Here is a 12,370-nt window from a genome sequence, read left to right as displayed (position 1 = left end):
GGGGCATCGGCGAGGCGTACCTCAGTGTGACAGCATCGAGCTCACCGAGACCCGAGCCAGCACGAGTTGGCCAGGAGACAGCGCCTGCCCGCGTATCCATGGACCCTGTTGGCGACACCAGATGAGCAGCCACGCACGCGGCGGGCCAGGCAGGGGACGACGATGGGGGCTTCAGCGGGCCCGGGTGACGCTGATCTGCTCGTCAGGGCAGCGCGTCAGGCTCTCGTTCAGAGCGGCTTGTTCGGCCCCGTCGATGGTCAGTCCCCAGCGGATCTTGTCGGCGATCCAGTCGGTGACGTACTGGCAGCGGTAGCCCGCGAACGGCGGCAACCACGTGGAGGGATCCTGATCCGCCTTGCTGCGGTTGGACTTGGCCGAGACCGCGATCAACGCGCGGTCGTCACCGAGGTCGTTGGCGTAGTCCTCGCGCTCCTTCGCGCTCCACGTGGAGGCGCCCGAGTCCCAGGCCTCGGCGAGCGGGACCAGGTGGTCGATGTCGAGCTGACGGGCATCGGTGAAGTAGGCGTCGTCGTATGGCGAGTACCAGGATCCCCCGCTCAGGGCGCACTGGGGGCCTTGTACGGGGGGTTCGAGGGCTTCGGCTTTGAGGACTTCCTGGCGGGTGTTGCAGCCGTCCTTGTCCGCGTCCACCCAGTGCCGGAACCTCGCGCGCACGTACCCGGCCCGGTCCTCGTCCTGGACCGGGAGCGAGGCGAGAGCGTCCCGTACGGCGAGGGTGACCGTGTCACCGGCCGCCGCAGCCCGGGCGGGAGCAGCGCCGGCGGTGGCGGGGGTGAGCAGAGCGGCGAGTGCGGTGAGGGTGGTGAGGGCGAGGCAGGTCCTGGTGAAACGCATACCGGTGGCCTTTCGGAGATCACAAAAGCAGTCGTGATCTTCGTACCGGTCCCCGACACCCCCCGTCGATGCTGTGGACGGCCCGTTCACCCGGGCGAGCGGTAAGTCGGCCCATCACACAACACACCCACGTAACCCCCTGTGCCTGAGGTGAGTTGCCCCCGTATGGACACGAGCCGCGACGACCACATCCGCATCCCCCACGACGAAGCGCAGGACATCATCGACGTGCTGCAGCACTTCGCCGAAGGCTGTGACGACAGCCACGAGTGGGCCTGGCAGGCGGAAAACCTGGCCCAGAACCTCGCCCGCCGCCTGCCCAGCCGTCAACCTGCAGGCGAATAGGGCCTGTTGTTGGCCGGGAGAGGCGACGAAGATCTACTGTCGCCTGGCCGCCGACGACCCCGATGCCCACGAACCCGGGCTCTCCATCGCTCTGGCCAACGCCACCCGATTGTCCGAACGGGGCCGACCGGCGGAAGCCCTCACGCCGGTCGAGAAAGCCGTCAGTATCCGCCGCCGCTTGTCGGTTGCCAACCCCAGCGCCCACGCACCCAATCTCGCCTCCTCGCCGTCCAACCTGGGGATCCGGTTCTCCGAGATGGGGCGGCACGAGGAGGCTCTGACGGCCGAGCAGGAGGCGCTGCAGATCTACCCTCACCTGGCCGCGGGCAACCCTGACGCCCACAAACCCGACCTCGCCCTCAGCCTGGGCACCTGGGCATGTGTCCGGCACGAGGCGCGGGTGGAACTGCCTGAAGCGTACGGTCCATCGAGGAGTCCCTGCGGCTCTACGACAAGCTCCTCCCTCTGCGCCCCGGCACGGTACCTCCCGGATCGCGCCGAAGCGCTGCGTTTGTAGGCGGACTCGTGGGTTTCGTGGTGGCCTCGGGCACTCTGGCGTCGATGGCCGGGCCTAGCGGTCGCCGTCGAACTGGGAGGCCGGGCCGGCGAGCGTCTGTGTCGGCAGCTCCATCTGGCGGCAGGCCGCAGAAGCTGTTTGAACTCCTCGAAGCGCCGCCCGTGCCCGAACGTTGGCCGCGGGTGCTGGGTGTCGACGAGTTCGCCTAAGGCGAGCAGGCCGAGTTGGCCGGGCGCGTCGAGGTGGGGGACGACCTGCGGGTAAAGACGTATGCCTCCGCCCGCGGCCAGCGCCAGCCGAGGAGGGGGGATACGGCAGCGAAGCCGCGTACCTCGAGTGGCCCGACACCTCGCCCTCCGGTTCGTCGTGACCCTGCTGCGCCGGCGTGCGGTTGCAAGTCGGCGGCAAGTCGGTGCCAAGGGGGTGAGGGCACCGTTCTGTATCCGTTGTCGGCAAGCGATCCAGGAGCGTCCGAGGATGTCCCCCAGCAGTGCCTCCGAAAGCCTTCACACCCATGCGACGGATGTGGTCCACCCTGATGTGCGGAGCAGCCCGAGGACGGTTCTCGACTCCGCTCCGCACGAGGTTCTGGACGCCTACCGGACCTGCGAGTTCGTCACCCTGGGCAAGGACGGGACTCCGCTGGTCTGGCCGACGGCCGTCGCACGCCGTGACGACGGGACGCTCCTGCTGACCACCTCACTCGCGTTCGCGCAGAAGGCATTGAACATCCGTCGTGACGGACGGGTCGGGTTGCTCTTCTCGGACCCGACCGGAAGCGGTCTCGACTTCGCCCCGCAGATCTTCGTCGCCGGCCGTGCCCAGTGCCCCGAAACGGTCATGTCGGGTCCGCGAGGGGCCGAGGAGTACTGGCGCAGGCTCTTCGAGCGGCAGCCGCACAGCCGCTCGTACCTCCTGCGTCCTATGAGGCCGGTAATGTCCTGGTACTACCTGCGCCTGCTCATCACCGTCGAGCCCGAACTGGTGATCGTGCGGCAGCCCCTCGCCGAACTGCCGCCACCGGGAGCGTCGGCACCCGCGTCCGCAACGGTGACCCTGCCCGGAGCCTCCCAGCTGGCGAGCCTGCCCACTGCCGTAGTGGCCGCGCGCGACGCCTCCGGCGCTCCGGTACTGGCCCGCACCCGGCCGCGGCCGACACCGGCGGGCTACTTGGTCGAGGTGCCCGAGGACTGCCCTGTCGAACGGGGCCCGGCCAGCCTCCTGGTGCACCGGCACGACGAACGGCTCAACCACATGTACAACGCGCTCGTACGCGGCGACCTGCGCCGCACGGATGCCGGCTGGGTGATGGTGCCGTCCACCGTCACCGAGCCCATGGGCTCCGGACGGGCCAGCGATGCCCTGCGCGTCCTGCGCCGGACGAAGCGGTCCACCGACCGGTATCTCGAACGGCGCGGCCTGCGCCGTCCGAAGGTGCAATGGGACCTGTTCCGCGCTCTCGCGGACCCGTCGCCGGCACCGGCCGGCCCTCCCTGCCTTCCGGCGGTGACGGGGTCGCCGCATCACTGAGCGCTGAGGCGTCGATTCGGGCCGGACGGACGTGGCGGGTGTCCGCCCGTCCGGCATCGGTGGGACCGCTGCGCGCCGACTACGATGTTCTTGTCATGATCACATTGAAGGTGCTCGGCTCGTTCCGGGTCGAGGTCGACGGCCGTCCGGCCGATGCGGGTGGCCGGCTCGCACGGATGCTTCTGGTCCAACTGCTGCTCGCCCGCGGCGCCGTCGTGCCCACGGAACGGATCATCGAGAGGCTCTGGCCGACGAGCGTCCCGCCGAGCGCACAGGCCTCGCTCCACGCGTACGTCGCACGACTGCGGCGCTCTCTCGAACCGGAACGGGCACCGCGGACCCCCGCACGGATCCTGGTCAGCGCCCCCTACGGCTACGCCCTGGCCTTGAACCCGGCAGCGGTGGACGCGTGGGTGTTCGAGGACCAGGTGTCGGCCTGCGCGACGGCGGGGAACCCGCCCCACCTCGCCGAAGAGCACCTGACCCGGGTGCTCACCCTGTGGCGCGGACAGCCGTACGCGGAATTCGCGGACGAGCCGTGGACCGCGAGCGAACGCACCCGCTTGGAGGAGCTGCACCGCAGTGCCCGCGAACGGCTGGCCGCCGCGCGCCTCGCCTGCGGAAAGGCCGCACAAGCGGTCGCCGACGCCAGCGCCCTGACCACGGAGCAGCCCCTGCACGAGGAGGGCTGGCGGCTGCTGGCCCTGGCGCTGTGGGCCCGTGACCGCCAGGGCGACGCCCTGGCCGCGCTGCGCCAGGCCCGGCACGTCCTCGGCGAGGAACTCGGCGTCGAGCCCGGGCCCTCCCTGCTGGAACTCGAACAGGCCCTCCTGCACCAGCGCCTCGACCTGCTCCACCGGTCGACGACAGCCCCCGCCGCGTCCCCCGTACGCACGGACACGGCCCCCGCCCTGAAGCCGGTGGAGCACCCGGCCACGGCCGCCCGGCCCCGGACGCCGGCCGCGCCCACGGTGCTGACGGCCGACCGGCTCCTGGGCCGCGACGGAGAACTGGCCTCGCTCGCCGCCGCGGCGGACCGGGCACGCACCGGCCGGGCCCAGGTGGTCCTCGTCTCCGGTGAGGCCGGTATCGGCAAGTCCAGCCTCCTGGAGGCCGCCCTGCGCCAACTGCCCGGACAAGGCTGGCTGGTCGGCTCAGGACAGTGCCCGGAGACCGAGGGCGCCCCGCCCGGCCGGGCCTGGTTCGACATGCTGCCGGATCTCGCACGCGCCGCCCCACCGGGAGCCTACGCCGACGAGCTCGCCCCGCTCCTGGCCCCCGGCACCACGGCGCAGACGGACGGCAGCCCGGCACGGCGCTTCCGCCTGCACCGGGCTCTCCTCGGCTGGCTCCGGGACACCGCCCGGCGGCAGCCGCTGGCGATCGTCCTGGACGACCTGCACTGGGGCGACCGGGAAAGCATCGAGCTGTTCCTGCTCTGCGCCGAACAGCTGCGCGACGCATCGCTGCTCCTGGTCGGCTCGTACCGCACCGGCGAGGGGGATCTGACCGAGGCAATGGCACGCCTGGCGCCCTGCTCTCCCGTGCGCCTGGCCCTGGGCGGGCTCTCGGACGCCCAGGCGACGGCATTGCTGCGCCGCGTCGCGACCGGCATGACCGACCGGGCCGCGACGACTCTGGCGCAACGGGCCGGGGGCAACCCCTTCTACCTGCACGAGAGTTCGCTGCTCCTGGTCAGTGAGGGCGAACAGCAGGCGCTGGAGCGCATCCCGCAGGGGGTCCAGGACGTGCTGCGGCGACGGCTGGCCCTGCTCGCGCCGACCGTGACGGCCGGATTGCGCCTGGCCGCCGTGGCCGGACGCGAGGCACCGGTCGCTCTCCTGGTCCATGCCTCGGACAGTGATGCCGATCAGCTCCTCGACGCCCTGGAGGCCGGTGTCACCGCCGGACTGCTCACCGAGCCGTGTCCCGGCACGGTCCGCTTCAGCCACGCCCTCGTACGCGACGCCCTGGAAGCCGACCTCACCCGGCTGCGCCTGGCCCGGATGCATTCCCGGCTCGGCCGGAGCCTGATCGCTCTCGGCTCCGACGACGTCGCCGCCACCGCCCACCACCTGCTGCGGGCGGCCACGGTCGTGACCGCCGACGCGCGGCTCGCCGTCCATCACGCCCGGCTCGCCTGCGAACAGGCCGTACGCCGCTACGCGCCGCAGAACGCAGAAGACCTCCTGCACGCGGCCCTCGGCCTGCTGGCGGACCATCCGGCGGCCTTCGCCGAGCAGGACCCCGCCCTGTTGCAGGTGTTGCTGCTGGGCCAGCTGGTCGACTGCCGGATCCGAATGGGCGCCGTCGTACAGGCCCGTGAGGCCCAGCAGCAGGCCGTCAGGGTGGCCCGGTCGTCGGGCCGCGCCGATCTGCTGATTGCCGCCTACACGACATGGACCGAACCGACGCCCTGGCGCGTCCGCGCGTACGCGGCGTCCGACACCGAGGCCCTCGAGGAGCTCGGAAGGCTGCTCGAGACCGGTGGCCTGACCGACCGCCAGAGGTGTCTCCTTCTCGACCAGTTCGCCGACGCACACGACGACGCGGACCCCCGTGCCGTAACCGTGGCACGGCAGGCCGTGGAACTCGGCCGCGCGATGGGCGAGCCGCGTCTGCGGGGCCTCACCCTCACCTCGCTGCTGCGCCGGATCGACTGCGAACTCGCGCCCGACGCCTACCTGGAGCTCCACGAGGAACTGGCCGAGGTGGCGGCCTCCCAGGACAGCCCCGAGTACTCCTGGATGAGTGCTTACACCGCCGCCCGCCTCGCAGCCGCCCGCAACGACCCGTCGGGGATGGAGCAGTGCCTCGTACGGGCCGACGAGATCGCCCGTACGTACGGACTCCAGGGCATGTTCGCGGTGGCCAGGCTGCGCCGCCCCATGCTCGCGATGGCCCGGGGGCGCTTCACCGAGGCTGAGGAGGAGCTGGGTTCGGCGGTGGCGGAACTGCGGGCCCGCGGAGCCGTGGACCTCAGCGGGCTGGCCGGGCTGGCCGTGGGCTGCATCCGACTGCAGCAGGGCCGGCTCGGCGAGGTCCTTCCAGTACTGCTCGCGGTGTGGGAGCAGTACCGGCCGCACAACGAATCCCTCACCGCGCTCGCACTGCTCGCCGCCGGCCGTCCCGAGGAAGCCCGTGACGTCTTCGACCAGCGCGTCCCGCTCCTGCCCGACTTCGCCTACGGCATCCTGGCCGGCCTGCGCGGCGCGGCGGCCGTCGCCTTCGGCGACCGGGAAACGGCCGACGAGGTCTACCGGGATCTGCTGCCCCTCCAAGGGCTGGCGGGCGGAGCGAGCAGCCTCAGCCTCGTCTTCCGGCCCATTGCGCAGACCCTCGGTGAACTCGCCGCCTTCCTGGGCCGGCCGGTCCAGGCCCGATGCCACCACTTGGAAGCCGCGCGGGTGGCCGCGGCGTGGGACTCGCCCCACTGGGCGCAAGCCGCCCAGGCAGCCTTGGCCGGACTGCCTGCGGAGTCCGCATAGCAGGCGCCGCGCTCAGCTCCCGCTCAGTTCGGCCGCGAACCGTGCTGCCAGATCGAGGAACTCGTCAGGGGAGTCCGTCGTCAACTGAAGGTCCACCAGCACCTCATCGGTGTCCGCCGCGCACATCAGCCGCAGGTGATCGCAGATTTGGCGCACGGTCCCGCGCTGATGGGTCTCCCCGGCCGCGGCCTCCGTCGCGGTGACGGCGGGGTTCACGCGGAACACCCGGCGCAGTACCGCCGGGTCGCGTCCCGCCCGCTCGGCGGCCTCGACGGCCACCGCCCACAGACCGTGGAAGAAGGGCAGCGGCATCGACGCCCCTAGCCATCCATCCGCACGCCGGCCGACCCGCTCCAGAGCAGCCGCGGTGAAGCCGCCCAGCAGGATGGGTGGCCGCGGCCTCTGACGCGGTTTGGGCAGCACGGTCGATTCGGTGATCCTCCACAGGGCGCCCCTGTGCACGACGGTCCCGGACCCCCATACGGCCTCCAGGACGTCGAGGGTCTCCTCCAGCCGGGCGCCGCGCCCCCGCCACGGCACCCCGGCGGCCTCGTACTCCTCCTGCATCCAGCCCAGGCCGAGGCCTACCTCCAGACGGCCGCGGCTGATCAGATCGAGGGTCGTCAGGGCCCGGGCGAGCACGAGGGGCGGCTGCCACAGGGCGTTGAGCGTGCTGCTGCCCAGGCGTACCCGCCCGGTCGCCGCGGCCGCCGCGCCCAGCGCGAGCAGCGGGTCGAGATGGGTGCCGTACCGCACGGGCATCGGCTTCCCGCCCGGGTACCCGCCGGGCGGGACGATCGGGGCCAGGAGCCGGTCGGCCGCCCAGAGGCTGTCGCAGCCGAGTGCTTCCAGGGCCGTACACAGGCCGGCCGAGCGATGGGGGTCGGCGAACGGGCCGAACTGCGGGACGGAGAATCCGATGCGCATCGGTGGAACTCCTCGATCGGTACGGGAGGGGCGAGGTGGCCGGGAGCGTCCGCCCGCCTGAAGGGACCGGGCGGACGGGCTCATGCGGTGGCGCGCCGACCGCGGATCCGCCTGGTATCACGGCGGTACTGGCGCTGCCCGAGCAGTTTCCAGAGCACCCGCGCCGGGACCGGCAGACGGGTGAGGAACTCCAGGCGTTCCTCGGGTGAGCTGTCCTCCAGAATGGCGCCCAAGGCGATCATCAGCCGGTTGCGGGGCGTCTCGGCGAGGCCCCGCTCCCCGACGGCACGCCACTGCTCCTCGGTCACGTGGAGCGCGACCAGCGGCATGACCTCCCGCTCTTCCGCGTCGAGATGGGCAGACAGCTGCCGGTGGTGCCGGTGCAAGGCCTCGACCAGCTCGTCCCGGTCCTCCGCCAGAGCCCGCGCCTGCCAACGGTCCATCAGCACCCGGACCTCACTGATGCCCTCGCTGAGCTCGTGGTGCTGCGCCTCCATCGCGAGCACGTGCTCGGCATCGAGATCCAGATGGGGCAGCAGCACGGGCCAGAGCACCTCGTCCTCACCGGTGTGATGGGCGTGCAGCCCGATGGTGTAGAGCCGCCAGTGCTCAGCAAGGATCCGGGCGCGTGCCGTGTCGGCGGGCTGGACGTCCTGCACGAGTTCGGCAAGCAGCCGCGACTCGCGGCGGAACACCTGGTGGATCATCGCCATTTCGCGGGTGTAAGCGTGGGCAGCGGAATCTACAACGTCGTTCGTGGTCATGCCTCCCAGTCTTCGGAGTCCGATTGCAGGCCACTTGCACCCGACTTGCCTGATGAAGGCGTCAGGCGGACACACCCGGGCAGGCCCCGCCCGGAACGCCCGGACTTCGCGTGCCAGACGCGGCGCGATGCCGGGAACGGGTCCTCGACGACCGAGGGTTCGGTGTCCAGAGGCGGGTCATCGGCCGTTCCGACCCTCGGCGGTCACGCGATGGGATCCACGTTCCACGCCGCGGGCAGATCGCTGTCGCAGAAGACGCAGACGAAGTCGTCCTCGCGCACGATGTTGTGCTCCTGACAGTCGGGGCACCGCCGGAAGACCACCTCGTGGGTGAAACCGGAGGGCCGCCCAAGTTCTACGTCGTCCAGGGCACGGGCGACAGCCGACCAGGAAGTGACGTCCGGGCAGTATCCGGTGGACTGGTTGCTGACCTCTCCCACGGTCCATCGGTCTGCCTCGCATATGAAGCTGATCTCTCCGGCGCTCAGGACCAGGCCTCCGCCGGCGCAGCCCACGTGCTCGCTTCGTCGCGGCGCCAGCCGAAGCACACCATCCATACGGACCACGAAGGTGAACGGTTCAGCCAGCTCCGCCGCCGATTGCTCCACGATCCAGCCGCCGAAGTCAGCCGCCGAGCCGATCCGACGCCCGCCGTCACCAGGCCGGACCGCGGTCTTCAGCTCGACCGGTCCGACGTACCTATAACTCCGCCCCCGCCCACTCACGCCAGCCAACCTAGAGCACTTCCGACACACGCCCCAGCATCGTGCACCAACCCTGACGCCCCGGTACGGCGAAATCCCCGCTCACCACCACGCCAGCAAGCAGGGAACCTCCCCCGTGGCCGAACCGGTTGGCGGGGATCAGACGCCACGCATGCCACGCAGGGCGGCCCGGAGCCGGCGGCCCTCCTGCGTGTCCGGGAGCCTGACCCGCTCGGGATCCATAGCAGTCAGCCGAGCGAGAGGCTCCTGTTGACCGTGGCCACCCTGGTGCGCGACATGCAGGCTGTACAACGCCTTGTAGAGCGCCTTCGAGATCCCCCGACCCGGCGCGACAACGAACGGGGCCAGCGCCGCCAGCAATTCCCCACCCCCGCCCGCATCCGGGATCCGCCGGGCCTTGCGGCGCCGGTAGGCCTTTTGCCGGCAGCGCGCGTCACAGTAGACAGAATCCGCACGCCCAACCGTCACGGGCTGCCCGCAACTGCCGCACGGCCGGCCCGAACCCCGGCCACCGTGACGCTTACGCGTGAGGGACGTGCGGCATGCCCGCGAGCAGGTGACCCCCTTCAGCAAGGCCTCCGCGCGCCGGACCACGACCAGGCCGCAGCCCACACACGGCTCAGGCGCAAGGGCCGGTCCCCGGCCCAGCAGTTCGAACCACCGCACCCCGCCTGCCTGCCGTGCGGCGTCCGGGCGGGACAGCCCCGTGACCGGATCAGGAGCACCCCTGACGTAACAGCCCTCACAGATCAAAAACCGGCCGAACACCCTCCGCCGACCCTCCCGCGACGTACCCACCACGAGATACCCCACACCAGCAGACACATCGGCGGAACACATCCTGCAGAGACGAAGACCCTCACGCACAGCCATAACCACACCAACGACCAGCACGGGCAGCCGTAACAGCCCCCAGAGTGACTATCCGCCGATGTCTCCAGGGCCACCTGACCCACATGCCTGACGACCGGCGGGCGGGCGGAGGGAGGCAACCGACCTGATTGCTGAACCTCGGTTTGGCGTACCCACAGACTGATACCGAGCCGGAACATCCGACCCTGCACGAGGTGACATGCACTCCGTAGCCGCCGCACCCGAGGGACCCGTACCAGGGGCCCAGGGCCAGCCCGCCGCACGCGGGACACCCGTATGCCGCCCGGCCATGCCGTGCCGGCGATGAGCCGAGCCCCTGCAGCAGACAGGCCGACCGTGCACACCGTGTGCCGCCGAGGAGCCTCACGCCCAGCCATAACGAAACCCATGACCAGCACGGCTAGCCGTAGCCGTGCCCCCCAACCGCTCGCAGCAAGCCATCGCTCCCAGGTGCCATCGAGCGCCCATGTCCGCAAGAGCCAGCCGACGGGCTGAGTGGTCGTGTCCTGACGCTTCCCGGCAAGCAGCCAGGTCAGGTGGTGGAGCGGGGGCGCGAGTCGTCCTCCGGTGGCTTGGGCTGGCTGTCATGGGCTGGGCCGTGGCAAGGCGCACGGCGTGTTACGAGTTTCGCGGGAAGCGTAGGTGTATCGCGGGGCCGCCACTCACCCGTCCTACTCGTAACACGGCTCTTGTGCACTCGCGCCCCTGCCCCTGCTCGATCCCCGGCATCACCGGGATTTCGCGCACGCAGACCGGAGGCGAACCCGTAACACGAAAAGGTGACCTGCCTCGGCTTCCAGTGCCCTGAAGCCTTGCGACCACGTTACGAGTTAAAGGGTCCTCAAGAGGCAGGGAAGGCGTATGGCGCGGGCGGAGCGTTCGGTGCCCGGGATGCAGCCCGGGGTGCAGCGGCTGGTGTGCGGGTGGTGCGAGATGCAGTGGAACCGCCCCCGACGCCGCGGCCCCGCACCCAGATGGTGCTCGGACGCCTGCAAACAGGCTGCCTGGCGCTCCCGGGTCGGGCCCGAAGAACTCTCGGTCCGGCGCCGGCGAGCCGAGACCGAGCGGGCGAAGGCGCTGAAGCTGACCTGGTACCGGGCGGTGTTCCGCAGCATCAGCCCCCTCCACCCGCTCCCCAGAGCCACCGCCCAGTCACTCCTCGTCGAACTCGCCGGACACGCACCAGACTCCACGGCAGGGGCCAAGCACCTGTACCGCAAAGCGGCGACACGCTGGCACCCCGACCTTGCACACGGAGATGAGGAAGTCTTCAAACTCCTCGAGCACGCCTACCAGACCGTCCAGTCCCCCGCTTCACCCACCCGGCAGCCATCCTGATGCTCCGTCAGTTAGCTGGGAAATCAGACACAGCCCCGGGAACAGCTCTCCAGGGGCAGCGGCAACACAGCTGGTGACAGGACTCCGCCGGCTGACCGCAAGCGGGTGCAGACGCCCTTCCACGAACCGAACCCGCAAGGCACAGCCCCCCAGACCGAGCCCGTGCGGTACTTCCCCGCAATCGCCCCGACCATCTGCCGGCGATCACACCACCGCCCGCCACACCACGCAGTCCGGGCCGCACACAGCAGCTCGATCCGCGACCACCACACAACAGTCAACGACACGACCGGACCAGCGACCCGGTGATCCACACGGGACAGCCTGGGCCGATCTCATTCCCACGGCCAAGGCACAGAGAAGGGAGCCCGCCGAGGTCGTCCGCGTCCCGCTGGCCGAGGAAGCCGCCGGACGGGACCGGGCCAACCTCCACACCCGCCGCCAACGGGCCGGCTTCCCCACAGGAAAGACCTTCGGTGACTGGGACGAGATGAAGGTCGTCCATTCCCCGCCCCACGCAGGACGCGCTCATAACCCTCGAATGGATCGGCCGCCGGGAGAACTTCTGCATTGGCGGTCCGCTACGAGGCGACGGTCACCATCGCCGTCATCAACGAATGGTTGCGATCGCTACAGCGATCCGTGAATCTCTGGGCCGGCGTGTGACCCTCCAATCCAGAAGGCCAGCGCCTTCTGTCTCCCTCCCAGCGACCGCCGCATCGCGTTGACCAGGCATATCTGCGCCTGAGCCACCTGCGCACCGGCCTCCCGGAACTCCTCTTCACCGAGCGGCGTACGGACTGGATCGACGTCTCGCGCGACGCGGTCCAAGAAGCGGTCGACCGACTGGCCAAAGCGGTCGACCTCTGCCGCGACCTCCGCGGGAGCGATCAGGCTGACCCGTGTCAGAACGGCGCTCCACTCGGCCCAGTCGTAGTCCCAGCCGCGACGGTCGGCGTGCGCGCGCTTGATCACCATCGTGAACCTGGCGTAGTGGCTGAGGAGTTC

The 12,370-nt window shown here is 70.6% G+C and carries 9 protein-coding genes and 1 pseudogene; 5 read left to right on the top strand and 5 right to left on the bottom strand.

Features of this window, described 5'->3' with window-relative positions:
* Window positions 1-171 precede the first annotated feature (171 nt).
* The gene (locus tag IE252_RS32230; RefSeq protein WP_190092983.1) at window positions 172-855 is read right to left on the bottom strand and encodes an HNH endonuclease family protein; all 684 of its coding nucleotides are present in this window, start codon (window positions 853-855) and stop codon (window positions 172-174) included.
* A gap of 165 nt (window positions 856-1,020) precedes the next feature.
* On the opposite strand from IE252_RS32230, the gene IE252_RS32225 reads away from it, so the two are divergent.
* The 4 genes from IE252_RS32225 (at window position 1,021) to IE252_RS32210 (ending at window position 6,735) form a co-directional block, all read left to right on the top strand.
* Entirely contained in the window at window positions 1,021-1,200 is a 180-nt protein-coding gene (locus tag IE252_RS32225; RefSeq protein WP_190092982.1) for a hypothetical protein, read from the top strand.
* A gap of 109 nt (window positions 1,201-1,309) precedes the next feature.
* A complete protein-coding gene (locus IE252_RS44365; protein WP_190092981.1) occupies window positions 1,310-1,717 on the top strand; it encodes a tetratricopeptide repeat protein in 408 nt (135 codons plus the stop codon).
* 477 nt (window positions 1,718-2,194) lie between these two features.
* Window positions 2,195-3,247 carry a pyridoxamine 5'-phosphate oxidase family protein gene (locus IE252_RS32215; RefSeq protein ID WP_190092980.1) on the top strand — a complete coding sequence of 351 codons (1,053 nt, stop codon included), beginning with the start codon at window positions 2,195-2,197 and terminating at the stop codon, window positions 3,245-3,247.
* A gap of 95 nt (window positions 3,248-3,342) precedes the next feature.
* Complete coding sequence (locus IE252_RS32210) at window positions 3,343-6,735, top strand: ATP-binding protein (protein WP_190092979.1); 3,393 nt, start codon at window positions 3,343-3,345, stop codon at window positions 6,733-6,735.
* Between the two features lie 12 nt (window positions 6,736-6,747).
* Here IE252_RS32210 and IE252_RS32205 read toward each other — a convergent pair whose 3' ends face one another.
* From IE252_RS32205 to IE252_RS32195, 3 genes are all read right to left on the bottom strand, one after another.
* Window positions 6,748-7,662 carry an LLM class flavin-dependent oxidoreductase gene (locus IE252_RS32205; RefSeq protein WP_190092978.1) on the bottom strand — a complete coding sequence of 305 codons (915 nt, stop codon included), beginning with the start codon at window positions 7,660-7,662 and terminating at the stop codon, window positions 6,748-6,750.
* 80 nt (window positions 7,663-7,742) lie between these two features.
* Entirely contained in the window at window positions 7,743-8,426 is a 684-nt protein-coding gene (locus tag IE252_RS32200; RefSeq protein ID WP_190092977.1) for a hemerythrin domain-containing protein, read from the bottom strand.
* 203 nt (window positions 8,427-8,629) lie between these two features.
* Window positions 8,630-9,151, bottom strand: coding sequence for a hypothetical protein (locus tag IE252_RS32195; RefSeq protein ID WP_190092976.1), 522 nt, complete (start codon window positions 9,149-9,151; stop codon window positions 8,630-8,632).
* Between the two features lie 2,539 nt (window positions 9,152-11,690).
* Between IE252_RS32195 and IE252_RS43465 the strand changes: the two are divergent.
* A pseudogene (locus tag IE252_RS43465) lies at window positions 11,691-11,943 on the top strand (ATP-binding protein); the annotation flags it as partial.
* Window positions 11,944-11,992: 49 nt separating this feature from the next.
* Here IE252_RS43465 and IE252_RS32190 read toward each other — a convergent pair.
* Window positions 11,993-12,370: hypothetical protein (locus IE252_RS32190; RefSeq protein WP_190092975.1), on the bottom strand; the 378-nt coding region annotated here is incomplete at its 5' end.

Source organism: Streptomyces melanogenes (assembly GCF_014649795.1).
In the GTDB taxonomy this organism is placed as follows: Bacteria; Actinomycetota; Actinomycetes; order Streptomycetales; family Streptomycetaceae; genus Streptomyces; species Streptomyces noboritoensis.
This window is presented reverse-complemented; position numbering and strand designations above follow the sequence as displayed.